The 24,292-nt window shown below is 46.8% G+C and carries 20 protein-coding genes; 8 read left to right on the top strand and 12 right to left on the bottom strand.

All coding sequences use genetic code 11. The annotated features are described in order from the left end of the window. Positions 1–28 precede the first annotated feature (28 nt). The 4 genes from ACR9Y8_RS04700 to ACR9Y8_RS04685 form a co-directional block, all read right to left on the bottom strand. Positions 29–637, bottom strand: coding sequence for an RNA polymerase sigma factor (locus ACR9Y8_RS04700; protein ID WP_481212077.1), 609 nt, complete (start codon positions 635–637; stop codon positions 29–31). A gap of 425 nt (positions 638–1,062) precedes the next feature. After that, the gene (locus ACR9Y8_RS04695) at positions 1,063–1,677 is read right to left on the bottom strand and encodes a hypothetical protein (protein WP_481212076.1); all 615 of its coding nucleotides are present in this window, start codon (positions 1,675–1,677) and stop codon (positions 1,063–1,065) included. After that, positions 1,661–2,182 carry an RNA polymerase sigma factor gene (locus ACR9Y8_RS04690; RefSeq protein ID WP_481212075.1) on the bottom strand — a complete coding sequence of 174 codons (522 nt, stop codon included), beginning with the start codon at positions 2,180–2,182 and terminating at the stop codon, positions 1,661–1,663. The genes ACR9Y8_RS04695 and ACR9Y8_RS04690 overlap by 17 nt, the downstream gene beginning before the upstream one ends. 128 nt (positions 2,183–2,310) lie before the next feature. Further along, complete coding sequence (locus ACR9Y8_RS04685; RefSeq protein ID WP_481212074.1) at positions 2,311–2,847, bottom strand: pyridoxamine 5'-phosphate oxidase family protein; 537 nt, start codon at positions 2,845–2,847, stop codon at positions 2,311–2,313. Positions 2,848–2,939: 92 nt separating this feature from the next. On the opposite strand from ACR9Y8_RS04685, the gene ACR9Y8_RS04680 reads away from it, so the two are divergent. From ACR9Y8_RS04680 to ACR9Y8_RS04650, 7 genes are all read left to right on the top strand, one after another. Further along, on the top strand, positions 2,940–3,383 hold the full coding sequence (locus ACR9Y8_RS04680; RefSeq protein WP_481212073.1) for a response regulator: 444 nt from the start codon (positions 2,940–2,942) through the stop codon (positions 3,381–3,383). A gap of 169 nt (positions 3,384–3,552) precedes the next feature. Continuing rightward, entirely contained in the window at positions 3,553–4,407 is an 855-nt protein-coding gene (locus ACR9Y8_RS04675; protein WP_481216213.1) for an STAS domain-containing protein, read from the top strand. Next, positions 4,400–4,795: an STAS domain-containing protein gene (locus ACR9Y8_RS04670; RefSeq protein WP_481212072.1), complete on the top strand. Its 396-nt coding sequence runs from the start codon at positions 4,400–4,402 to the stop codon at positions 4,793–4,795. Before ACR9Y8_RS04675 ends, ACR9Y8_RS04670 begins: the two co-directional genes overlap by 8 nt. Then, on the top strand, positions 4,761–5,189 hold the full coding sequence (locus ACR9Y8_RS04665) for an anti-sigma regulatory factor (protein ID WP_481212071.1): 429 nt from the start codon (positions 4,761–4,763) through the stop codon (positions 5,187–5,189). Before ACR9Y8_RS04670 ends, ACR9Y8_RS04665 begins: the two co-directional genes overlap by 35 nt. Continuing rightward, a complete protein-coding gene (locus ACR9Y8_RS04660; protein WP_481212070.1) occupies positions 5,182–6,198 on the top strand; it encodes an anti-sigma regulatory factor in 1,017 nt (338 codons plus the stop codon). Before ACR9Y8_RS04665 ends, ACR9Y8_RS04660 begins: the two co-directional genes overlap by 8 nt. A gap of 4 nt (positions 6,199–6,202) precedes the next feature. Further along, complete coding sequence (locus ACR9Y8_RS04655) at positions 6,203–7,843, top strand: sensor histidine kinase (RefSeq protein WP_481212069.1); 1,641 nt, start codon at positions 6,203–6,205, stop codon at positions 7,841–7,843. A gap of 3 nt (positions 7,844–7,846) precedes the next feature. Continuing rightward, on the top strand, positions 7,847–8,278 hold the full coding sequence (locus ACR9Y8_RS04650) for a response regulator (RefSeq protein ID WP_481212068.1): 432 nt from the start codon (positions 7,847–7,849) through the stop codon (positions 8,276–8,278). A gap of 2 nt (positions 8,279–8,280) precedes the next feature. On the opposite strand, the gene ACR9Y8_RS04645 is transcribed toward ACR9Y8_RS04650, so the two are convergent. The 4 genes from ACR9Y8_RS04645 to ACR9Y8_RS04630 form a co-directional block, all read right to left on the bottom strand. Further along, on the bottom strand, positions 8,281–9,612 hold the full coding sequence (locus ACR9Y8_RS04645; RefSeq protein ID WP_481212067.1) for a DEAD/DEAH box helicase: 1,332 nt from the start codon (positions 9,610–9,612) through the stop codon (positions 8,281–8,283). 174 nt (positions 9,613–9,786) lie between these two features. After that, positions 9,787–10,572 carry an alpha/beta hydrolase gene (locus tag ACR9Y8_RS04640; protein WP_481212066.1) on the bottom strand — a complete coding sequence of 262 codons (786 nt, stop codon included), beginning with the start codon at positions 10,570–10,572 and terminating at the stop codon, positions 9,787–9,789. A 127-nt stretch (positions 10,573–10,699) separates the two neighbouring features. After that, the gene (locus ACR9Y8_RS04635; protein ID WP_481212065.1) at positions 10,700–11,410 is read right to left on the bottom strand and encodes an SDR family oxidoreductase; all 711 of its coding nucleotides are present in this window, start codon (positions 11,408–11,410) and stop codon (positions 10,700–10,702) included. Positions 11,411–11,737: 327 nt separating this feature from the next. Continuing rightward, positions 11,738–14,485 carry a T9SS type A sorting domain-containing protein gene (locus ACR9Y8_RS04630; protein WP_481212064.1) on the bottom strand — a complete coding sequence of 916 codons (2,748 nt, stop codon included), beginning with the start codon at positions 14,483–14,485 and terminating at the stop codon, positions 11,738–11,740. Positions 14,486–15,794: 1,309 nt separating this feature from the next. On the opposite strand from ACR9Y8_RS04630, the gene ACR9Y8_RS04625 reads away from it, so the two are divergent. Continuing rightward, on the top strand, positions 15,795–16,262 hold the full coding sequence (locus ACR9Y8_RS04625; protein WP_481212063.1) for a hypothetical protein: 468 nt from the start codon (positions 15,795–15,797) through the stop codon (positions 16,260–16,262). A gap of 277 nt (positions 16,263–16,539) precedes the next feature. Here the strand turns inward: ACR9Y8_RS04625 and ACR9Y8_RS04620 are convergent, their stop codons facing one another. From ACR9Y8_RS04620 to ACR9Y8_RS04605, 4 genes are read right to left on the bottom strand one after another with little or no spacing between them, the layout of a single operon-like run. Then, the gene (locus ACR9Y8_RS04620) at positions 16,540–17,922 is read right to left on the bottom strand and encodes a Gfo/Idh/MocA family protein (RefSeq protein ID WP_481212062.1); all 1,383 of its coding nucleotides are present in this window, start codon (positions 17,920–17,922) and stop codon (positions 16,540–16,542) included. 43 nt (positions 17,923–17,965) lie between these two features. Beyond that, the gene (locus ACR9Y8_RS04615) at positions 17,966–19,255 is read right to left on the bottom strand and encodes a DUF3472 domain-containing protein (RefSeq protein ID WP_481212061.1); all 1,290 of its coding nucleotides are present in this window, start codon (positions 19,253–19,255) and stop codon (positions 17,966–17,968) included. 17 nt (positions 19,256–19,272) lie between these two features. Next, positions 19,273–20,790, bottom strand: coding sequence for a RagB/SusD family nutrient uptake outer membrane protein (locus ACR9Y8_RS04610; protein WP_481212060.1), 1,518 nt, complete (start codon positions 20,788–20,790; stop codon positions 19,273–19,275). Between the two features lie 10 nt (positions 20,791–20,800). Further along, the gene (locus ACR9Y8_RS04605; RefSeq protein WP_481212059.1) at positions 20,801–23,983 is read right to left on the bottom strand and encodes a TonB-dependent receptor; all 3,183 of its coding nucleotides are present in this window, start codon (positions 23,981–23,983) and stop codon (positions 20,801–20,803) included. Positions 23,984–24,292 lie beyond the last annotated feature (309 nt).

The following is a 24,292-nucleotide window of genomic DNA, read 5'->3' as shown; positions in this document are numbered from 1 at the left end:
GACTATCGGGGAAGAAAAAAAATTCCGGTCAGTGACCGGGCATGGTAAATACCAATTCTATCACAGCCAACGGCAGGATCACGGCATAGTGCTGGTCCATATAAACGCGGATGAACTGTAAAGCCTGCGCTACCTGGTTTTTTACCGTAAACCTGGATAGATGCATCCGGGAGGCGATTTCCGCATAGCTGAGGCCTTCTTCCTTGGCCAGGATAAAGATCCGGCGCCGCTGGGGTGGCAAGGCGGCCACGGCCTCATGTAAGAGCTGGCTGTATTGCTGCTCCTGCACGCGATGGTCTGTATCGTTCACCATGATGGGCTGCTCCTGTATTAGCTGCTCCTGCGCAGCGTGGGCAGCCGCTTTTTTGCGGAAATGATCAAAGATGCAGTTACGGGCCAATATAAACAGGTAATCCTGCAGGCGTTCCACTTTGTTAAACTGCGCCCGCTTGATCCAAACCTTCAGAAATACTTCCTGTACGACCTCTCTGGCAAGGGAAGGTTCTTTCACGTATACCAGCGCTGCCTCATAAACAGGACGGCTGTAATGCCTGTAAACGGTGGTATAGGCCTCCTCGTCGCCATTAGCGAGCAGCGTTAGTAAAGTCCCCTCATTATTTAAGGTATAAGTGCCCAAGTAATACTGTCCTATTTAATATAAATGTAATTAAAAACGAGCTAATCTGATTACTGCGGCCGGAATTCATGGCCGGGTCAGGATAAGTTGTCTTCATTTTTTATTGTTGGCCTGTATGATGTTGATTTTGTGTTTATAATCTATTAGTACTTTATTAATACTGTATGAGAACTTACTGCTACCTGCTAGTACTATACCAGATACTACAAGGATAACTGCTATCTATAAAGGGGCTTATATCTCGCTTATAACCCGCTTACAACTCCCTTATATAGGGCAGATATCCCCAGTCAAAGCCAAAACAGCAGCGAGTTACAGCCGAATTGTAGCTATAATAAACTGATTTTCAATAGGGAAAGAGGCGAGGAAGAGACGTTGTTATTTTGAGCCAGGGAGTGAAAGGGCAGGTGTGAAAGCATCCGCCCTCATCCCATTTCGTCCAGCATTTGCTGAAACTGCGCCAATGGCCGTCTGAAGTTTTTCTCATTCTCCATCCTGATCGCATATAAGCAGGATAGTAATGCAATGACGAGTGTGATGACTGCGCCTACGGGATGGGCAAATACACCACCCGCAAGGTACAGCTCAAAGGTCAGAAAAACACCTATTGCTGCGCTTATTGGAACCAGGATTATTTCATACCATTTTTTAAACCGGTAAAAGCTCCCTAATTCGTGGCGGCAAAAAGCAATGTGCTCATATAAAGAGGCATCTACTTTATTCATTAAGCCTGCATTGGCTATTCTTTTATATTTTTTCAGCAACATCCAGGTGAAAGGAATATAAAGGACTATCCCGATCAGACCGGCGATTTTTACAGGCTGTTGCGGCCAATACCTGATAATCACATGGCAAAGCATGGCATATACCATCATTTGTAAGGTGAAGGATGCCCAAAAGTATTGAAAGGCAATGTTCTTATTTTTCATCATCCTGGATTTAATTATTTTATTAAAATCTTCCCCGCTGTAGGGGGAGGGCTTTACTGGTTTTTCTTCATGTTGTCCCCACTGTTGCTTTAATTCATCTATTGTCATCATGATGTATCGATTTATATTTTTCAGCTAATTTATTTTCCAATTCCTGTTTAATCCTGACAATCCTTACGCTAATGTTGGATCTGGTAAATCCTGTGATGTCCGCTATTTCCTGGTACGACAGATCTTCGAGGTATAACAGTATGATCGACTTGTTAACAGGCGATAAGGCAGTGATCGCTTGCATGAGCAGTTCGGTTTCCTGCTTTTTGCTGCTGGCTGGTAAGCTGGGTATTTGAAGATGATCCTGCGAAAATGGAACAGTAGCCATTTTTTTATGAGTGCGTAGCTGCACCAATGCTGTATTCAGGCAGACCCGGTACATCCATGTTGAAAATTTTGCTGCACCGCCGTAGCTTTTATACGAACGCCATAGCTGGAACATCATTTCCTGCAATACATCTTCCTGTTCGGTTGGTTGCGAAAAATGCATCCTGCATACTTTGTGTGCAATGCCCAGATGCTGATTTACCTGTTCAATAAAGTCCTTATCGATAGATCTTGCCATTGAATGTATTTTCTGATGCGCTTTTCTTTATTAGTTGCATAAAAGACGGGAAAACTACATTTAAATGGAAAATATAAAAAAAGGGCCGGTCCGCAGATCAGCCCTTTCCAGGTAAGTTTATTGCCCGCTTATGCTTTAAGTTTGCCTTCAATCGAGTCATCCAGGGTTTTGCCGGTAGCTGCGCCAATGAGCTGTTTCACAAATGCAACAACTTGTCCATGCTTTGTATCCCAGTAATAACCTTCATGCGGTTCAAATCTTATCACGGAAATGCGTGGGTCGTCCACTCCTTCCGTAAACCAGGTCTTGGCAAGCGGGGTCCAGAGCGCTTTGATCTTCTCCCGGTCTTCGTTGATAGTAGCCTGCCCATAGAGGGACATAAAATCTGCATGGTCGCTTCCTTTAAAGAGCAATTGTACCATGGGATCTGTGGCAATATCCAGGTTTTTTTGACTGTCTTTTTCGCTCAGGAACCAACAAATGCCATCCTCATCTACTTTCAATACCGCCATGGGACGGGTATTGAACTGCCCGCCAGACCTGATGCGGGTACAGAAGAAGCAGTTGCCTGCCTTTTCGGCGAGGTGTTTCAACTTAAGATGTGCTTCATGCCCCTGCAGGTTTTTACGGTTTTGCTCGGGTTGCTGTTGGTTGATGCTATCCATGATATCTTTTACAGGTGAGGCGGGAAAAATCGTGCCACTCGCCGCCTGGTTACCGGCATGTAATTTGGTTAAGCAAGACAAAACCTTACGCTATGCTTGAAGGACCTATATGGATTGTGGATGATGACATAGATGAGCACGAGTTGATCCGGGATATCTTTGAAGATCTTAAGATCGAAAACGCCCTGGTACTTTTTACTCATCCGGAAGATCTGCTTGCCCGTCTTGACATCGCAGAAGAAGCTCCCTTTATTATCATTTCAGAAGTGAATCTGCCCGGAATGGATGGCTTTGAATTGCGCGAAAGATTATTGGCGGCCACGAATTCAAAATTTCATTCTGTTCCCTTCATTTTTTGGTCGCTCACTCCATCCGAAGCCCAGATACACAAAGCTTATGAATTAAAAGTGCACGGTTTCTTTATTAAGGAGGCCACCTATGAAGACTGGCGCGAATCCTTAGCCCGGATTATCAACTATTGGCAAAAAAGCAAAATGCCATCTAAGAAAGATCAGGCCGCTCCCCCGCAGCTGTAATGTTAAACATGAACATTTTAATATAGTCATTTACGTTGCTGCACTAGCGAACTAGGCAGTAGCAGGTATGTTATATCTCATTCAAAATGAACAATCTTATTTTAAACAATGAAATACCCCTATATTTAGCATCAAATCATATGCACAATGAAAGTAGACGTTCTCTAAGCTGCTTAAGAAGAAGAAAAAAGAAATATTTGAATCCTGGTTAAATAACCAGCTGCTTGACGAATCACTCCGTGAAGACCTGATAAGTAATGAAGAAGCGAGAGAGCAAAGTACTGCTTTACTGGACGCTTTGTTAGATTCCATTAGTAATACGAATATAGCAGACCCATCCTCTACCGATTTTGAACCTGTTAATGACATGCTGCAGGCACTTTCGATCTCCCGTGCACAGCAGGGGTTTTCTCCCAGGGAAACCGGTGTTTTCATTTTCAGCCTGAAGGATGCGGTCATCCATTCCCTGCAGGCGGAAATACCCAATGACCCCGTTCTGCTGTATGATTTAATGTTGAAGATCAGCAGGCTCTTCGATAGGTTTGGCGTCGTAACCTTTGAAACTTTTATCCATGGGCGCGAAGAAGTGATCCTCAGGCAAACAGACGAGATCACTGAAATATCCACGCCTGTGATCCGCGTATGGGATGGCATATTGGCCCTTCCGATCATCGGTACGCTGGACAGCTCCCGTACGCAGGTGGTAATGGAAGCGCTTCTCCAGGAAATTGTGGCAACAGGGAGCAGCATTGCGATACTTGATATTTCCGGAGTACCTACTGTCGATTCGCTGGTTGCCCAGCATTTAATTAAGACAGTGGCAGCTACCCGTTTAATGGGCGCAGAATGTATCATTAGCGGCATCCGCCCTGAAATTGCGCAGACGATCGTGCATTTAGGGATTGACCTGTCGAAAATAATGACGAAATCAAGCCTTGCTTCTGCGCTTAAATATTCATTTGGATTACTGCAGCTGGAAGTAAGAAAATCGCAAAAGGAAAAAACTAATATATTGCATGGATAGGATTCCTATTTTAAAAATGGGGCAGTTCTTACTTGTAACCATCCAAATCGATTTATATGATCGGCTTGCCGTGAACCTTGAGTCAGACCTGGTACAAATGGTGAGTAAAACCGGTGCGAGGGGAGTACTGATCGACATATCGGCATTGACTATTGTGGACTCCTTTATGGGCCGCATTTTAGGTAACATTGGCAACATGTCCAAAATTATGGACGCTGAAACGGTTGTTGTAGGCATGCAGCCTGCAGTTGCCATCACATTAGTTGAACTTGGTTTGGAATTACAAGGGGTAAGTACCGCACTAAACGTCGAAAAGGGGATGCTTTTCTTACAGGAGAAGATTGGAAATCAGAATGAACCAGCTGACGATGAAGACGGTGCTGAGTAAAACAACCATGAAAATAGAAAAGGAACAGGATGTAGTTCCATTCCGAAACCGGGTTAAAGAGTCTGCAACAAAAATAGGCATGAGCCTGGTAAACCAGACAAAGTTGATCACCGCAGCAAGTGAGCTGGTGCGGAACATGTTGAAATATGCGGATGGCGGCAGCGTTGCCATCGAGATCATCAACCAGGGAAGAGACAATGGTATAAGACTGGTCTTTGATGATAAGGGCCCCGGTATCGAGGATATAGCCCTTGCGCTGAAAGACGGTTTTTCTACCGGCAAAAGCCTGGGAATAGGGCTCCCGGGAGCCAAAAGGCTGGTAAATGAATTCGATATCAAAAGTGTAGTAGGAAAAGGAACTGTAGTTACTATAATTAAATGGAAAAATGGTTAGCCGCACGAATATTGGCATTAAGGCGGCAGAGAGAAGCTATCTTGCACTTTTGAAAAGAGAGATACATCACCTGGTAGCTGGCGCGGGATTTAATGATCGGAAGATCGGCGAGATTGACATTGTTGTAGCGGAAATGGGCACTAACCTGGTGAATCATGGCGGCGGTGGAGAAGTACTGGTGAAATTGATTGAAGACAATGGCCAGCAGGGTATAGAGATCCTTGCGCTGGATAAAGGACCCGGGATGGCAGACGTTAACCGGATGATGGTAGACGGCGTTTCTACAAAAAATACACTGGGACAGGGACTTGGCGCTATAAAAAGATTATCGGATAACTTTCAGATCTATTCGCTGCCGAATTGGGGAACTGTTGTTCTTTCCCGGATCTTCAATGAAGGCCAGCCGCTATTTAAGAAGAAAGCTGCGTTTGAGATCAGTTCCCTGCTGGTACCAAAATCAAATGAAAAGTATTGCGGAGACGGTTATTATTCAAGGCTTGACCAGAATAAACTGATTGTCTTCCTCGGCGATGGCCTCGGCCACGGGCTACATGCCGAGACGGCAGTATTGGCGGCTATTGAATCACTGGAAACATGTACTTCTACTAATGCCGTTGCCATGATAAGGCACATGCATGAACATGTTAAGAAAACGCGTGGACTGGTTGGGACTATTGGAATACTGGATATCCCGGGGAAGATGTGGAGCCTTTGCGGGGTTGGGAACATTTATACAAGGCTGACAAGCCATAGCAACCAATATGGTTATATGCCTTATAACGGGATCATCGGCATGAACATTCCCACCAGTCTCAAGGAACGCGAGTTTCCATATGAGCCTGGCCAGTACCTGCTGTTTTGCAGTGATGGCATTAAAAGCAGGGTAGACCTGACCCGGCATAGCGCTATTCAACGAAGTGACCCTTCCATTATTGCTGCTGTTATATATAACGAATTTGCGCGCCATACAGATGATACCGGTATTGTAGTTTGTAAAATAAACTTGTAACCTCATGCACGAACTTCACAGGATTACGCTGGAAAACGAATTTGATCTTATCCTGGCTCATAAGCGATCCATGAAGCTCGGGGAGCTGGCAGGGTTGATACTTTCTGCCCAAACCACTTTTGCTACCGCCGTATCGGAGCTTGCACGCTGGGCATTGGAAAAAGGCGGGATCAGCTGCATGGTACTATATGTGGACAATACTCCATTAAACAGCTACCTTGTGGCCTCCGTGAACCACAAAGAGCCGATAGCAGAAGACAAGCTCGCGGGACTCGAATATGCAAAAAAGCTGGTTAGCAAGTACCAGTTATCGCAAAAAGGAAAAGAAGCCACCATAGAATTATTTTATGCGATTCCCGGCGCCGCGAAAATAGATATGCAGAAAGTCGATGAATGGCGGATCATATTCCGGAATGAGAAGCCCATCTCTCCCTACGATGAGCTAAAAAGAAAAAATGAACAATTACAGGAGCTGTCTGAAAAAATACTAAAAAGTGAACAGCAGTACAGAACCTTAACCAATACCCTGCCGCAGCTGATAGTTACACTGGACAGCTCCGGTGCGATCACCTACGCAAATGAATGGCTGGAAGCGTTCACTGGTAAAACGTCGGAAGAATTGAACAGGCAGGCCTGGCAGGACGTTGTGCACCCGGACGATTACACGGTGTTCTCCATCCTGCTTTCCAATAACCTGCCTTCCGCGGTTTTCCCTATCAAAATGCAGTGCCGGTTGCGAAATTGTATTGACCAGGAATATATATGGCACCTGGTATCAGTGATACCGCTGAAAAATGAATCACAGGAAATTTCTTCCTGGATAGGCTATATGGTGGATATCCATGCACAAAAGATCATTGAGCAAACACTCCAGGACAACAAGGCGCTCAAAGAAGCACAGCAACTCCTGCAAGACAAGCACCACGAGCTGGAGGGGACCATCCGCCAACTTAACCGGAGTAATCATGAACTGCAGCAGTTTGCTTATATCGCCTCGCATGATCTGCAGGAACCTGTGAGAAAGGTGCTTTATTACTGCGACTACATGCTGAACCAATATAAGGATCAGCTGGATGAAAAGGGATCATTATATCTTGCCAACATACATGCTGCTTCTGCGCGGATGCGCACGCTGATCCAGGACCTGCTCAGATTTTCACAGGTGAGCAGCGGAGAAATAAATTTTGATGTCGTAAATTTAGAGCATGTTGCGAAAAATGCTGCCCAGGCCCTCCAAATGAGGCTGGAAGAAAAAAATGGTGTGGTCAGTATCGGCAGTTTGCCGGAAATAATGGGGGAAAAGAGCCTGCTTGAACAGCTTTTTGAAAACATAATCGGAAACGCTATAAAATATAGCAGGGAAGGTGCTCCTCCAGTGATCGATGTTTATGCAAAAGAAGAGGAGGAGGCCGTAAAAATATTCTTTGATGATAATGGAATCGGGTTTGAAGATAAATATGTCCCCAAAATGTTTGAATTATTTCAACGGTTGCATTCCAGGAGGGAGTACCAGGGAAACGGTATCGGGCTGGCAATTTGCAAGAAGATTGCGGAATTACATCACGGGAATATTACAGCCCTGCCCAACCAGTCACATGGCGCCAGGTTTATTGTTACATTCCCCACTGGTGTCAATAACAAATGATCTATGAATAATACACATTTCCTCTTCGTTGATGACGATCCCGAAGAACTGGCGATCCTCAGCGACGTATTCAAAGATATACATGCTGATGTGACGATCCGTTATGCTACCAACGGTGAGGAAGCGCTTGTTATGGCGGATAGCGATTATATATCCGGTATTGTTCCTTCCCTGATCATCCTGGACCTGAACATGCCGAGAATGAATGGCTCGCAAACACTGGAATCATTGAAATCCTCCGCGCGTTTTAGCCATATCCCGGTCATTATCTATTCAACGTCCCTTAATGCATTTGAAAAGGAACAGTGTATCTCAAAGGGCGCCCATAGTTATCTTACCAAGCCGACATCTTATGCAGAAACACTTGAGACTATTCATTACTTTCTGATGGTGGCAAGCACGCAGGATGTTGGTTCGGACAGTAATGCAGTATAGTATTATTTCTTTTTAGCGCCCCGTGTTTTAGGTTTGCCATATTTCATCCTCATTTTATCAGCGTGCCGGATCTTTACGTTTACTTTCCTGTTCTTCGCTGATTTCTCATGGAAAGCCGCTCCGGCGCCTTCGCGCTTAGCTTGTTTTAACACGATGTTGGGTACAATAAAGACCGGGTCTTCTTCTTCCGTAAGCTGATCTGAGATCTCGAGGTTAGCTGGTAAAGGTATCTCGGGGATTTTATAATTCATCAATGCTTCTGCTTTTGTGCGCAGGTCCTGCTCTTTCTCTGTTATGAAACTGAGCGCTATTCCTTTTTTATCTAAGCGGCCCGTACGACCAATACGGTGAATATAACTTTCAGGCTGTTCCGGCATATCAAAGTTGATCACATGCGTAACCTCGGAGATATCCAGTCCACGCGCAATAATGTCTGTAGCGATCAATATCCTATAATTGCCTTCCTTGAATTGTTCTACGGAGTTCAGGCGGAAATTCTGTTCTTTATTGGAATGGATCACGCCGATCTTTTCCGGAAATTCTTCCGCCAGTGGTTCATACAGCTCATCCGCCAGTTTTTTGGTAGAGACAAACACTAGTACCTTCGTCATATCTGCCTGTTCGCGGATCAATAGCTTCAGCAGGTTGACTTTTGTATTGAAGTTGGGAACAATGTAGGCGTGTTGAGAGATGTTCGTCAAAGGAGTTCCTGCAGGAGCCGCTTCAATCGTAACGGGATTATTAAAGAAAGTATTGATCAGCGCCTGCACATCCTCGGTGATGGTGGCGGAGAAAAGCAGGTTTTGTCTTTTTGCGGGCAACAGGTCCAGGATGGTCTTCAATTGGGTGCGAAAGCCAAGGTTCAGCATTTCGTCCATCTCATCTATTACCAATTGTTTGATGGCTTTTAACTTTAAGGCGCCGCTCAGCGCAATATCCACCAGTCTGCCCGGTGTGGCGACCACCACATCCAGCTTACCTTTTGCTATCTCCATTTGCGGGTTCATATTCACGCCACCATAGAAGCCTGCTACAGCTACGCTCATGTAAGGTGTGAGCCGTTTAACAGATTCCACCACCTGCAATACCAGTTCCCGGGTAGGCACAATAACCAGGATCTGGGGAAACCTGTCTTTGGTGAAAGACCACATACGCAGGCAGGGCAGGAGATAAGCGAAGGTCTTACCGGTGCCTGTTTGAGCAATGCCGCATAGGTCGCGCCCTGACATGGTCACGGAAAATACCCTGCTTTGAATAGTGGTAGGCGTGGTGAATTTAAGGTCCTTTAGCGCCGCCAGTAGGGATTTATTCAGATTTAAGTCTTCAAAAGTCATATGTACCGGAAAAAATGAACCACAAAAGTAAGGCTATTCCCGGGTAAGGCGAAATCCATGTTGCTGTTACGGAGCGGACAGCACAACAACAATGACCAAGTAAAGGGCGCTAAGGCAATGCTATCTGCCTTAGCGCCCTTGCTACTCGAGCCGTCGAAGATCAGTGTGCTGCTGTTAATTGGCAGCGGCTCCTTTGGCGGCAGCTTCGATAACGTCAGCAACAGCCTGGGCTTTGGAGATGAATACTACGTGACTACCTTTTATTTCCGTAACCTTCGCTCCTGCACGGTCATACATCTTACGTTGAATGCTTGGATTGATAGCTTTGTCTTCTGTTGCAAGCACTGCCCAGGAAGGTTTTGTTTTCCAGGCAACCTGTGTGAGGGGAGTAGTGGGGCACTTGGCGCTCCAGGCTCCCTGGCTGGCATACATAAAGTCTGCCTTTTCCTTGCTAAGGTCTGCACAAAAACCGGCATGGTATTTCTCTTTGCTAAAATAGATATAGCCTTTTTCGTCTGGTGGCAAGATACCGTTTTCAGGAGCAGGCGCTTCTGAACTGGCCAGTTGCAATACTGTTTCACCGGCTTCGGGCGCAAAAGCGGCTACATATACCAATCCTTTCACTTTGGGAGAAACGCCTGCCTGGCTGATAACAGCGCCTCCCCATGAGTGGCCTACGAGGATGACCGGCCCATCAGCTTTATCCAATGCCAGGTTGGTGGCGTTTACATCATCTTCGAGGGAGGACAACGGATTTTGCACAATGGTCACATGATAACCGCGGCCACTTAGTATTTTATAAACACCTTCCCAGCCGGAGCCATCTGCAAATGCCCCGTGCACCAGGATGATATTTTTAACCGGAGCGGTGCCTTGCGCATGAACAACAGTGCCTGATAACAATACAATAACGGTGGCCAGCAGGCCCGCCATTTTGCTTAAAAAAGATTGCTTTTTCATGTGTTTGTAATGGTTTGATCTTGTAAAGATCAGGCGGTAGCCTGGTGTAAGCAATGTATAAAGGCCATTTTTTGTTGTATAAATCATTGTTGTATAAGCTATATGCTAATAAGCATCTTTTGATGCTTTATATAACATGGTCATTGGGTAGTATCATCAGTTTAGGGATACTGACCGCCACCGGTTGATTAAGGATAAATTTTACAGCTTCAACAATATCATCGGTTGTTAAGGGTTCCTTGATGTTCATGCTTTCTTTTGGATGGGTCTTCCAATCTTTATGTAGCTCTGTCATCACCAGACCTGGCTCGATACAAGAGATTTTTATGTTACTGCCAGCCAGTTCCATCCGTAAGGCCTCGGATAATGCCTCGACTGCATACTTGGTTCCGGCATAGGCCCCGGCTGTGGGCCTCACTTTCGTACCCAAAACGCTTGTTATGTTGACTATATGACCAAAACCCTGCTGTCTGAATCTTTTTAAAAACAGGTACGTCAAACGGAAATTGGCCTCGACATTCAGCCGTACCATGGAGACCATTTTGTCTATATCAATTTCTTCTATCGCACCGACTTCCAAGGATCCGGCGCAATTGAATAAAAAATCACATCTGCCATATTTGTTCCATATATAGGTTGCTAAAAAGTCCTGAAATCCTGCTGAGGTAAGGTCTCCGGCAACAGCATCCATATTGGGGGCGGATAATTCCTTTAGACGCTCTTCACGCCTGGCGGTGATAATTACGCGGTATTTTTTCTCCAATGCCAGGGCGTTTGCAATAGCCATTCCTATGCCGCTACTGCTTCCTGTAATCAGGCAAACTTTTTCTTGTTCCATTATAATGAAAATTTAACAGCCAACATTATTTTGCCGAATTAAATAAACATTTTCTGTATTCTGAAATAGTATGTGAAAAATCAATGGAGCGAAGTGTGTCCTGTGCCCCGAGTCCAATGTTGATCAGGAACGGTTCTCCCTGGCCATACAATAACCTGAACAGAATAATATAACAAGAGAGGGACGCTGGCCAAAAAGCCGAGTCCCGTTGATTTAACGCAGCCGCCTAAACATCAACCTGCGTGAAATAAGCGGGTTTGTCAAAGCGAATAATGGAACTGCGATATGAAGGATTTTGGCCATAAATTTAGTTATGCTGCAAATTTGTCAATGAACAATGAGCTTCTTTGTAAAACTGGCGCCTTCCGAATCTACCGTAACGACATAGAGCCCCGCATTCAACCGGGAATCGATCTCTATTTTATTGCTACCCTGTGTTTTCTTTTCATAAAGCATTCTGCCCTGATTATCATAAACCCTCACGATCGCATGTTTTAAGATCTCCTTCAGCAGGATAGTAAACCTTCCCTCATTGGAGGGATTAGGATAAATGCTGACAGCATCCTCATTAATGCCGCCTTTTTGGGATATGCTGGTAACCGAAGTATCACTAGTGCCTGCTCTCAATAAAGAACCGTTCAGGGAGATGTTAAAGGTCTGCGTGCTTTTACATCCTCCGCTGTTCGTATAGGTGGCCACGTAGTTCCCGGCCTGGCTGGACTGGACGTTTGAAAGGTATACTTCCCGTGTAGCAGCGCTAAAATTATTTGGCCCGCTCCACCTCCAGGAGCCACCCTGTGTAGGTTGAGGGCCAAACTGCACGCTGCCGCCTGCAGCTACGGAAGCATTGGCTGTTTGTTGCCAGGCGCCGTTATTTACATTTAAATATGGTGTGATAGCAGTAGGCGTACACGCGGCGGGGCTTCCATAAACGATACCTCTGCCTGCTGTGCTCATATATACTCTTCCGAAAACATTCATATCTCCCTGCACGAATTGCCCGTTACCCGGACCTCCATATTCATGCGCATCATCATTTACACGTACCCACGAGGCCCCCTGGTCTGTTGAGCGGTAAAGACCTCTGACATTGTTGATGGTACCCCAAATGAAGATGGTAGGATAATTTGCTCCGGAAGCAGCTATTCCAAAACCAACGGCCCCGCAATTGCTGACGCCATTTATGGTTGAAAATGATTGACCGGAATTAGTTGAACGTGCCAGCCCGCCACCGTTCAAAGCTATCCAAACATGCCCTTCCACTCCGGGAGCCAGCCGTATGATCTTTGAACCGCCGCTGGCAACTGAACTGGCCTGAGAAAATGAAGCGCCGCCGTTGGTGCTCACCAGTATCGTCCCATTTCCGGGGTTGTAGGCGTAGAATTTATTGGAATTAACCGGATCGCCAACCGGCCGTGCTTCGGTAAAGCTTAAACCGCTTACCGTTGACCAGGAAGATCCGTTATTCGTTGACCGGTAGGTGGTAGAAGATTCCTTCGGCGAATGCAGCACCGTATTACCGTTAGCGGATAGTGCCACCTGTCCCTGGCTGCCATTCATGCTATTCTGGGTCCAGGTTGATCCCATATTAGTGGAGTAATACATGTTGTTGCCTACCCGCACAATTTTGCCGGTGTTTTGAGCAGCTACTGCCAATCCGGTGGTGGTGCCCATTTGCGGATTGTGAATGGGGGCGTATTGGTCAACATTGGTGTGCCTGAATCCGTCATAATCGCCAATAACAGATATCACCGGACCATTGGGAATACTCTCCAGGCCAAGCGGCACGGTTTCTTCAAGCCCTTTTACTGCAAATCGCCAGGTACCGCTGGAACTGATGTTGTCATTTACAAAAAGGCCATTGCCCGAAGTAACCCAAACCTTTTCCGTATTAAAGGGGTCAAATTCTATTGAGCCGGCCCAATGGATGGCGTGCCCGCTAACCCAGGTAATGCCATCGGGATTCAGGGTAAATCCCCGGTCTACCACATCCACCCAGCTGGAACCACCATTTGTGCTCAGGAACATCCTGTCGCCCCATGCGCCGTTCTGGTTCATATAGGTGTTGATGGTAGAAGCCACCAGCCTGTTGGGATTATCAGGCGCAACGCTGATACCTCCAAATGCCCTGCTGAAACCGGAAGGGGTGATGTTGCTCCATGCACCGGTGGAAATGTTGTACTTCCAGATCTGCCCGTTATCCATGGGCTCCGGTAGGGCCCAATGCCCGCTCGGCCCCGCACCATTGCCATAAGTGATGAGCAGGGTACCGTTACTGGCCAATGCTGCCCGGTGCGGCATAAAGGTGGTGGTAGCGCCGGGAACAGCCGAAAAAGACTGCCCGCCATTATCACTGCGGTAAAGGTTGGTGCTTCCACTGCGTGATACCCCCACAATGATCCTTTGGGTAACACCGCCTGAAACGCTGCTCCCATCTAAGATCACAAAGCTTATCCCGTTTTCATTAGGGGTGGTGGTTACATTAAGTGAGCTTAACCGGGCCCAGGTGGCGCCAGCATCGGTGCTTCTGAATAATCCATTCCACCGCGTGCCGCAGTATAGAATGTTGCTGTTGTTAGGGTCTACTACCAGCTTTTCGCCGGTTTGCCGCCCCATACCATTGCCGTGCGCTTTGAATTGGTTGGTAACATCTGTAACAGTAAAGGTGTTGCCATAATCGGAAGAGCGCAGAATGGCTGTTTTGCCACCGTTGAAATAGGAGATCCCTACCAGCATATACACCCTGCCCGGCAATTTGGGATCTATGGCCAAAGACTCAACACCCAGGAAACCAACTTCATTGTCGGACACCCAATCTAACAAAGGTACCCAGCTGGAAGTGGAAGCGTTCCAGCGGTAGGCCCCGCCCACATCCGTCCGGGCATAGATCAGATTTTGCTCGGTTTTACTGGGAATGATCGCGGAAACAAATCCGCCACCGCCAATAGGTAAATTATTCCAGGTATAACCGGTTTGGGCCTTCGTTTCATAGCCCTGAAGTGTAATAATAATGGGAAGTAACCAGAAAAAGGCAAGTGCCTTTTGCCTGAACTGCGTAGGAAGTGTTGTTTTCATACAGGTTTATGGTTTAGGTAAATCAATAATTGCGAAAGGGCTGACAAGATGACATTATGCAGGGATGGCCCCGGGACGCTTCGTGGAAGTAAACGTATTTTCATAACGGGAATCTTTCTCTTAACTGATAGGGTAAAAATACCTGGATGTTCCTGGAAATGGGGTGGTCATATGTTTCAGATAAGGGCGGGAAATGTTTCAAACTATGTGGTGACCAAAGATTACTTAAATTAAAAGCCCTTCAAATTTAAAAATCTGAAGGGCTTCATTTTTAGTCGGGATGACTGGACACTTTTCGAACCTATTTCTGGACAATTTGGTCCAAATCGACAACTTTTATACCCATCACGGCCCATTTAAAGATAGCATTCCGCCAGCCAATAAAGATGGTGCATGGCCATCTTTGAAAAAGCAAAGTATTGTTGCACCCAGAAAACCGCCTGTTGATAGCCAAATATATTCCTTAGGAAAAGCTTTTTGATTAATAAGTATATATAAATATAATGAACCGATTACTCCCTATAAAGCGGTTGATGAACCGCCTCCGGATCTATGCCAATAAAAGTTAACCATTTGCCCCACTAAGCCTGCTGCAAAATAGATAAGTATTAGGCGACGTCCATAAAAATGTTCAGCAATAGGCACAAACGCTATGAAGAATATGCCGTTGATCAGACACTGCCATACTCCCATGGGTTGGATTAAAAGAGGAGTAATCAAACAGCACCATTTCAAATGAATGTATCTGATTGATAATAAGTATGTTATATCGTTAATTTGAGTAAATTTAAATTGAAAATTTACTCACGGGATTACTCACATGCGTAATGATGTTAAATGATATAAATTGATAGGAACAAAAAGAAAAAGCCCACTGATATTGCTATTAGTGGGCAATTACTTCAAAAGAAGTCTTAATAAGTCGGGATTATCCGAAAGCTCAAAACGACTCAAATATACGTCTCTGTTAATCTCTTAATGAAATGGGCAAATATCTGTTCTTAAGTAAAGTTAGATTTATAAATTCCTCGCGCCTTAATTTTCTGCAACCACTACTTGTACAGTTAACGATAAAACTAATTCAGCATTATCCATTTTAATAACGTACCTTGCATGCATTCGATAGCAACAGTATCCATTCCTACTTCTGTCACATATTGGTTTCAATTCTTACTGATGCCTTCCTTAACTTTTCATTAGCGTTTAAAAAATAATCTTATAATCGAAAGGTTGCGCCTGGCTATTTCTATTAGTCGTGCACAATACCGATAGTCTTGAATATTATTTCATCACAAAAAAATCTTACATAATGAAACAAACAAAAGTTTTTCTACTAGCCGGCTTAGCCCTGTTTTTTGCATCGACTGCTTATTCGCAAAAGTACAAAACGGCTGCGGATACTGTTAAGCTAAATAAAGAATATGTAGACGTCAGCAATGATATTGCTGAACTTACTTCTAAGCTTACTATAGCTCAAAATAACCTGCCCGATTATCATGCTAAAGCGGGGAAAGCCACTGCTGATGCGGAAAGCAGCGCTAATGCAAGTAGCAAACAGGCATCGAGGGCCACTAATGGTGATTTAAGCGATGCCAAAAGCGCAAAAAAGAAAGCAAATAAGGCTTATAAGAATGCGCAAAATGCTACCGATGCAGATAATGATACAAAAACACAGGATAAAAAAATAGCTAAACTCACTGCTCAATTGCAGAAGAAGCAGGGTTGGCTTAAGGAATTAGATGATATGAGAGAAGCAATACGAAGCAGGACGCTTTAGAAATCCGCTTCAATAGTTAAGGCCATTTGTGAACAAATATAAGGTCCCAGCTTGTTCTCAAAGACGTTCACCGCTTTGTTCACGAGAGCACTGAAATTGTTTGCAATACTTGAAGTGGAAATATGAAAAAAGCGCATAAACGTTTACGTTTATGCGCTTTAGAGTAGGTTATACAATCGGTACCTGTTCACCGCCTTGTTCACTCAATTTGAAGCAATAGGATCAGAAACAGGCTATTGTCTATGTCGGGGTGACTGGATTCGAACCAGAAGATTACTCACCATTCGCTATTTAACGCAAAAACCGGCTGCCGGTTTATCCATTTGCCACGTGTAAAATCGGGGATATATTGCACATTCCCGCCTTCTGAAATTGATTGTTCGCTCAGCGGTGTTATGGCATACCAGGTGGCCAGGTCATATACATCGAGCGCAAAAGGGGCGTCGCGCTTGATGCTTTCAATGAAAGAGTTGATCACAAACCAGTCCATACCGCCATGTCCTGCTCCCGAAGCATCATTGGCATAACGTTTCCATAAAGGATGGTCATACCGGTTCATATAACTGTCTGCCTGATCCGGCTTACCAGCTTTCTCCCACTGATCATACGGGCTTTTGCCTTCCACGTAGATGGAGTCGATATCATCCATCCACAAGCCATTAGTGCCCTGCACCCGGAAGTTAAGCGAGTAGGGGCGGGGAGAGTTGGTATCATGCGACAGCATAATGGTTTCCCCATTATTCGTTTTGATCAATGTGCTCACAATATCTCCCAGCTTGAACTGCACTCCGGCATTGGGATGATCTTTTCCGCCCTTGTCCACGATGTATTTATGCAGCCCTCTTGATTTGGTGGCCACTGAGCTGAGTGATATTAAACGGTTGCCCCGGTTGACGTTGATCATATTGGCAACAGGCCCCAGGCCATGTGTAGGATAGAGGTCCCCGTTGCGATGTACGGAGTGATTGGTTCTCCATCTGGCTTCCGACATCGCTTTCTCTCCAAATTCCACACCGCCGCCATACACCTGTTTGCCGTCGTTGAACTTCACCCCGCGCAGGTCATGCTGGTACCCGCCCTGCAGGTGTGTGAGCTCGCCGAACAATCCCTGTCTTACCATGTTCAGTACCGCCATTACATCCCTGCGGTAACATACGTTCTCCATCCCGAATACGGGCACGCCGGTTTCTTCGCTGGTGTTCACCAGTTCCCAGCATTCCTGTATATCGCTGGCGCCGCATACTTCTACCGCCGGTGTTTTACCCGCCTTCATAGCAGCTACCGCTTGTACGGTATGCCATTCCCAGGGGGTGGCAATGATCACCGCGTCAATATCATCGCGCTTCAGCATGTTCCTGAAATCTTCATTGCCATTGCTGTATTCCGCCACTTTCTTTTTTCCGCCATAGGCTTTGGCGATCAGGTCTCTTGATTTTGGAATGGCCCATTTAGTATCCGGATCACAGATCGCTATTACGTCCACATCCTGGCGGTGTAAACAAAGGTTCAGGTGACCCTGGCCCCGTGCGCCTACGCCTATCAGGCCTACTCTTACTTTGGGTTTTTGAATTTGTGAAAATAGTTTTGCCGGAGTATTTAATAACGATAGACCAATGCCAGCAGCAAGGCTCTGCTGAAGGAAAGTTCGACGATGTGTCATAATAGTTGTTTGTAGTTAATGATTAGTACCAGCTGGCGTACGTTCATGGCAGCGTGCTGAGATCTACAGCCGGCTGTACGCCTGTAGCGGTGCGTGTAAAGTTTGTATTGTAGTTGACATAATCTGAAAAGAAGCCGCAATTCCGCAAATAGAATTTTCCTGATTCAACGCCACCTGCATAATCCCGCCGTTGGTCGTTGGCGGCGGTGGCATCTGCCGTAAACCTGGCGGTGGTTAGCTCGATCCAGTCGCCGGCAGTGCTCCTGATCCATTGGTTACTGTAAAGCGCTTTTCTTCCGAGGTATCCTTTTGTATCATTAAAATTTTCAAGGAAAGAGTACAGGCCTGTCAGGTAAGTAACGGTATTAGGTCTTTTCCAGGTTGCGATAAAGCGCCAGCTGCCGGATTCAGGGGTATAGATCCAGGACGAGAAATCGGTGGCGCCGTTGCCATCGGGCTTAGCTTGTGTCAGGAATTTATAAGTATTGCCGGCCTTCCAGTTGAATAGCAGGTAGCTTTGTCCACCGGTGCCTTCTCCGCCGAATGTGTTATCCACGACATTCGGACCTTTCCGCACAAGTGACGTCTTACCCGTTGTGGGATCCCATACAGAGAAGAGCACCCGTCTTTCTCTGTTGCTGTTCACTTGTATACCAAAATAGCCGCCGCTGAAACCGTTGGCCATAAAATAAGAACCAATCTTATCCTGGCCAGGCGGTACATTCAGCTCGCTATAGAACCATTCAGGTGTTGTGCCGGAGGGAGGTGTAAAACCCAGGTGCACGGAAGGTCCCCGCCTTGACCAATAATAGTTATCAGGATCATTGGCATACACTACATCGCTGGCTGTGGAGGTCCCGCTAATGATAATATCAGATACATCCGCAAAATAGTTGCCGGTCTTGCTGACACCCTGGAGCTCCACTTTTACATATCCGGCTGCGGCGATAGCTACGCTGCCTGCAGTGTAGGTGGACCAGGCATCTCCTGCGAGCTTCACGTTAAAGCCCTTACCGTTGATACTTACCTTTATAACGCTGCTCCCTGAAGGTACCTTCGCCTTTACGGCCACGGTGAGCTGACCGGGGAGGCCCAGGCGGAAATAAACACTGGTAATACTGGATGAACTGGTCCAGTTACCCAGCCCGTTGGCGGTGATCACTTCGCTGCCACCGGCGGGCAGCGTGGTAACGAACCCGTTCCCCGCCAGGGCTACATTATAAGTGGACTCCGGTGGTACGGTGCTTGCCGTGTAGCCGTGGATGGGCATTGTATCGGGTTGCTCTTCGCTACAGGCAAACAGTCCGGTGATGAGCAGGAAGATACTGAGCATAGCTTGTTTAGTTTTCATCATGGATTTTGTGTCAGGTTTTGATTGATCAGGATTTCCCTGTTGGGAATAAAAAAGATCGCCCTGTTATCAGCGGGCTGTATGGTTTGCGTAATGTTGGTAGACGGCGTGTTATTGAGACTGTGCGTACCCGGATAATCCCGTTTCAGGGGCAGGTTATTCCGGAACAGGTCATAAATGCGGTGGCCTTCAAAGGCCAGTTCGAGCTGCCGTTCTTCCAGTACCACGTCCAGCACTGTTCTGCCGCTGGCGTTAACGCTGGCCAATGTATACAGCGAATTGCCGCTCAATCCGGCACGCTGACGGATCGTGTTCACATCATCCAGCGCGGCCTGTAAATTTCCTTTCTTGGCATTGGCTTCTGCACGGTTGAGTATGATTTCTGCCAGGCGAAGGTATACGGGGGAGCTGAGATTGACCAGGCCTTCCTGGTAGTTATATTTGTTGATATAGTACATAGGTGTGTTGGGGTTCAGCCTGGTGTTATAACGTATGGTCGTTACCGGGATGCTATATGGATATTCCAGTGTACCAGCTGTTGTATACGGCGAGATAAAGCTATGGCGGATATCCTCCGGATGTCTATCCAGCAAGTTGATGTACTGCCGCGAAGCATAGATCTCTCCCCATCCGGTCACGCCTTGTCCGCCTTCACTGAAATACATGGAGCCAATGGCGGAGAAATCACGGTTCTCAGTGGTCATATGGCGGATGCAGAAAATTGTCTCATCATTGTCTTCCGGTACACCCCTGAAGTAGTGTTGATAGTCAGCGCCCTGCAGAAGGCTGTAGCGGCCGGAGCCGATCACCTTATTGGCATATTCCAGGGCCTTGTCATTGTCTTCCATATACAGGTAAACGCGGCAAAGCAAAGCATAGGCTACTTCTCTGGAAGCGAAGTTGTTGTTCTTCTCTTCTGTCATCAGCGAGGCGGCTTTCAGCAGGTCGCTGATCACCTGGGCATATACTTCTTTCACGGTGTTCCGTTTGGGAAATTCTTCCTTCGTGTCTTCCAGCACCAGCGGCACAGCTTCTCCCGCCCCGCCGTTTTGCGGGAAGGGCCTGCCGAATATGCGTGTCAGGTTGAAATACATCATGCTGCGCAGGTAAAGGCATTCCCCCTTAAGCTGGTTCAGTTCATCCGACTGGTTATCCGCTACAAAGGCGATCACCTTATTTGCCGCATTTATCACGGAATAGGACTGCATCCATACATTGGTAGCATGTGTACCATCCACCAGATGCGTGTAACGGTAGCAGTTAGACAAATCATCGGAAGAGGTCTGGCCCTGGGCAACATCATCACTGGGGTATTCCGACAGGAAATGGATACTCCTGACATACTCAGGATCTTTGAGCACGGCGTATGTGCCTATGGTGGCAGATGCTACATCTTCCGGGGTGTTCAGCGCATCCTTTTCCGATTTAGCGGTAGACGGCTCATAGTATTTTTTACAGCCTGTTGTGCCAGACAACAGCGCGGCTGAGAGGAATATACAGAGAATATGACGCTTCATGTGCTTGTTTTTAGAATTCAATATTTACACCCAATAATAATTTCCTGCTGATAGGATATTTAGTGCCGGATTCTCCGGAGCTGAGGTCCACTTCAGGGTCCATGCCTGAAAAGCTGGTGGCCGTCCAGAGGTTATCGCCACTCACGAAGATCCTAGCGCTGCTGAGACTGATCCTGCTGAGGAGGTCTTTGGGCAGGTCGTATGCCAGCCGCACATTACGCAGGCGGATATAGCTGCCGTCCTCCAGGTATCTTGATGATGGCTGGTTAGAGGACTTGTTGCCTCCCAGCAGAGGCTTGGGATGGGTGGCTTTATCGCCCGCCTGTTGCCATCGGTTCCAGCCGTCAGCCAGCACCATCTGGTTGTAGCTGTCGTACAATCCGTCAGAGTCGAAGAACTGCCTGGAATTATTATACACCTGGTTGCCACTGACGAAATTGAAAAAGACGCTCAGGCTGAAACCGCGGTAGGAGAAGGTGTTTAGTATACCGCCTGTGAATTTCGCAGCGGCGGAAGTGCCGGTATATTGCAGCGTGGCCTTGTTATAGGAGTTAGTGAGTGTGACGGTCTGCTTGCCGTTCTGGTCTGTCTCTACTTTTTCCCAGAGCGGATCTCCGCTAGCGGGGTCTACTCCGGCCCATATACGCATGTACCATTTATCCATGTCTTCTCCCAGGCCTACGGGCTGCCAGGCGCCGGGGCTGGCGAATTTGTCGTTGCCATTCAGCCTGGTGACCTTGTTCCTGTTATGGGCAATGTTAAAGCTGGTTTCCCACTTGAACTGGCCGGTAAGGTTTTGGGTGTTCAACGTTAATTCAAAGCCCCTGTTGTTTACAGAGCCAATGTTCTCTAATATGGAAGAGTAGCCGCTGGTGTAGGGGAGGTTCTTTGTCATCAGCAGCGATTTGGCGTGTTTGTCATACACGTCTGCTATCAGTCCTATACGGTCTCCGAAGAAATTGACATCCAGGCCGATGTTATTCACCCGGATCTTTTCCCAGGTCAGGTCTGGGTTGGCTTTCTGAGAAGGGTAGGAGCCAGCTCGTCCTGCATAGCTGGCGCTCTGGTCATACGAGTACAGTCCCAATGCCTGGTAATCGCCAGTGGGCGGGTTGCCCACCGTGCCATGCCCCAGGCGCAGCTTCAGGAAGCTGATGGTGCTGTTGCCAGACAGAAAGTGTTCGTTGCTCAGGATCCAGGAAGCTCCCAGCTGATAGAAGCTGCCGCCCGGATTGTTATTACCGAACTTAGAAGAGATATCATACACGTAAGATGCTACCAGGAAGTATTTATTAGCGAAATTATAATCGGCCTGCGCCAGCCACTTGGTGAATGAATACTGGTTCCAGCCGCCGGTGGGATTGTTCTTTACTTCAGTGGCGGTAGACATGGCCGTCATCCCTTGTGGCAGCCCGCGGCCGGTGGCAATATTCTCATCATAATAGTACTTTTCGCCTTCCTGTACCGCCAGTACTGACAGGTTATGATCGCCGAAGCTGTTATCATACCGCAGCCTGTTGGAGCTTAGCAACCGGCTGCTATAGCTGTTACCGTTATAGAGGTAGCCATTGTCTGCAGTGCCTTCCTGCGAGCGCCTGTCGTAATATTCCACTGCTTTATAGGAACCGTAATAAGCCCTGTTGTAAGAAGAGATGGTAAAGTGCCTGAATATCGCATAGTCAATATTCAGGTCTGCAGTGCCTTCAAATCTTTTATCGTTAGAAAGGTTATACTGCAAAGAATGCAGGAAATTGTGCTGGTCGCGACCCAGCCATCCTTCGCTGTTGCCTGGCTTTGGTGTGCCGTCCGGGTAATAGGGATTATCCCAGGGAAGGTTCACATAGGCATCATACAGGGTGCTGCTTTGCTGGTTGTTGTTCTTCGTGAAGACGCCGTTCACCAGCACACTTACTTTTAGCTTATCCGTAATCTTATGCGTAACATTGGTACGGAAGCTGTAAGCTGTAGATTTATTGGTGAGCAATGTTCCTTCTTCGTCGTAATAATTCCCGGAAACAAAGAACTGTGTTCTTTCGGAGCCGCCGGATGCAGAGAGCGTGTAACGCTGTGTTATAGCGGTTTGGAAAGCGAGGTCCAGCCAGTTCGTGTTTGTTTTCAGCACCGTGTCAGGACGGGTGGTGAAGGTCTGCTGGTAGTCATATAACTCCTGGGAATTCATGAGCCTGAACTTCCCGAAGTTCGCCTTATTATATCCCACTGCAGAACTGAATGATATTTTGGGCTTACCGGCCTTTCCCTGTTTGGTGGTGACGATGATCACGCCATTGGCGGCCCTTGAGCCATACAGACCGGTGGCAGCAGCATCTTTCAGGATAGTGACGGACTCCACGTCATTGGGGTTGAAAGTGCCGCCGATGTTGCCATCTACTACATAGAGCGGAGCCGAACTTGCACCAAGCGTACCCTGTCCGCGTACCAGTATCGCGGAACCTGCGGTAGGATCGCCTGAAGCAGTAGATACTACTACGCCTGCCGCTTTACCCTGCAACAAACCGGCGATGTCATTGGAAGTAACATCCCGCAGTTTTTCCCCGCCAACAGTAGTAACAGCGCTGGATAAGTATTTAACATTCTTGGAAGTGTAGCCTACAACAGTTACGCCTTCAATATCTTTGGTGACGGGCGCCAGCTGCAGATCCAGCACCGTTTTCCCCTGTACGTTCACTTCTTTAGACTGAAAACCCAGGTAGGATATTTCCAACACGGCATTCTCCGGCAGATCAGTAAGGCTGTAAACGCCATCAGCGTTGCTGGTGGTGCCCCGGTTGGTGCCTTTTATTTTGATGGATACCCCTGGCAGTGGAGATCCTTTTTCGTCTGTAATTCTACCCTTCAGCACATTGTCAGGTGGCAGAACTTCTTTTTGTTTTTCCTCATCCGGCTTCCGGGAAATAATAATGGCTTTGTCCTCTATCACATATTCGAGCTGCCGGTCTTTCAGGATGTTATGCAGAAATACCTCCAGTGGTTGATTAACGGCGTTTATATCCAGGGAACCGCAGTTCCTGAGTATATTTTTATTGTAGAAGAAAACATAGCCTGTTTGCTTTTTGACAGCTTCAAATACTTTTGATAGTGTAACCTGCTTACCTGAATAAGTGACTGTCTGAGAGTGGCTTTCAGCGCTAATGTGCAGGCATGCAGCAAGTAGGAGGATGGAAGTCAGTTTCATTGTTCTCACCAGTGTTTTTAACATCCGGCGCTCAGGATGCTGACACCCTGCCGCGGAGGCGTAGTGGACTTTGGCTGGAAGCCCCGCCCTTACTGTACGGGCATGAGGGCTACGCTTACAAAAAGTGCAAAAATTCATACTTTTGTAATGGTTTTAGGTTTAAGAATAAGAAGTAGTCCTCGCAGACTTTTTTTGTTTGGTTACCTGAAATTATCCGCAGGGAGGTGCCGCAAACACTTCCCTGTTTTCATTACAAGCTTACCTGCTACGTGGCTGACAGCGTGGTTGTCGCGATTTCTTTTTGATTTT

It is taken from the genome of Chitinophaga sp. SVR4-12A (assembly GCF_056754765.1).
The sequence above is the reverse complement of the archived record's forward strand: the minus strand, read 5'-3'. Positions and strand labels throughout refer to the sequence as shown.

Bases quoted from the DNA above. Each gene is read 5' to 3' on its own strand.
- ACR9Y8_RS04680 (WP_481212073.1), top strand. From the start codon at position 2,940: ATGCTTGAAGGACCTATATGGATTGTGGATGATGACATAGATGAGCAC.
- ACR9Y8_RS04635 (WP_481212065.1), bottom strand. From the start codon at position 11,410: ATGGAACAAGAAAAAGTTTGCCTGATTACAGGAAGCAGTAGCGGCATA.
- ACR9Y8_RS04605 (WP_481212059.1), bottom strand. From the start codon at position 23,983: ATGAAACTGACTTCCATCCTCCTACTTGCTGCATGCCTGCACATTAGC.
- ACR9Y8_RS04620 (WP_481212062.1), bottom strand. From the start codon at position 17,922: ATGACACATCGTCGAACTTTCCTTCAGCAGAGCCTTGCTGCTGGCATT.
- ACR9Y8_RS04640 (WP_481212066.1), bottom strand. From the start codon at position 10,572: ATGAAAAAGCAATCTTTTTTAAGCAAAATGGCGGGCCTGCTGGCCACC.
- ACR9Y8_RS04670 (WP_481212072.1), top strand. From the start codon at position 4,400: ATGGATAGGATTCCTATTTTAAAAATGGGGCAGTTCTTACTTGTAACC.
- ACR9Y8_RS04610 (WP_481212060.1), bottom strand. From the start codon at position 20,790: ATGAAGCGTCATATTCTCTGTATATTCCTCTCAGCCGCGCTGTTGTCT.
- ACR9Y8_RS04650 (WP_481212068.1), top strand. From the start codon at position 7,847: ATGAATAATACACATTTCCTCTTCGTTGATGACGATCCCGAAGAACTG.
- ACR9Y8_RS04695 (WP_481212076.1), bottom strand. From the start codon at position 1,677: ATGATGACAATAGATGAATTAAAGCAACAGTGGGGACAACATGAAGAA.
- ACR9Y8_RS04625 (WP_481212063.1), top strand. From the start codon at position 15,795: ATGAAACAAACAAAAGTTTTTCTACTAGCCGGCTTAGCCCTGTTTTTT.
- ACR9Y8_RS04660 (WP_481212070.1), top strand. From the start codon at position 5,182: ATGGTTAGCCGCACGAATATTGGCATTAAGGCGGCAGAGAGAAGCTAT.
- ACR9Y8_RS04615 (WP_481212061.1), bottom strand. From the start codon at position 19,255: ATGCTCAGTATCTTCCTGCTCATCACCGGACTGTTTGCCTGTAGCGAA.
- ACR9Y8_RS04655 (WP_481212069.1), top strand. From the start codon at position 6,203: ATGCACGAACTTCACAGGATTACGCTGGAAAACGAATTTGATCTTATC.
- ACR9Y8_RS04690 (WP_481212075.1), bottom strand. From the start codon at position 2,182: ATGGCAAGATCTATCGATAAGGACTTTATTGAACAGGTAAATCAGCAT.
- ACR9Y8_RS04645 (WP_481212067.1), bottom strand. From the start codon at position 9,612: ATGACTTTTGAAGACTTAAATCTGAATAAATCCCTACTGGCGGCGCTA.
- ACR9Y8_RS04665 (WP_481212071.1), top strand. From the start codon at position 4,761: ATGAACCAGCTGACGATGAAGACGGTGCTGAGTAAAACAACCATGAAA.
- ACR9Y8_RS04630 (WP_481212064.1), bottom strand. From the start codon at position 14,485: ATGAAAACAACACTTCCTACGCAGTTCAGGCAAAAGGCACTTGCCTTT.
- ACR9Y8_RS04685 (WP_481212074.1), bottom strand. From the start codon at position 2,847: ATGGATAGCATCAACCAACAGCAACCCGAGCAAAACCGTAAAAACCTG.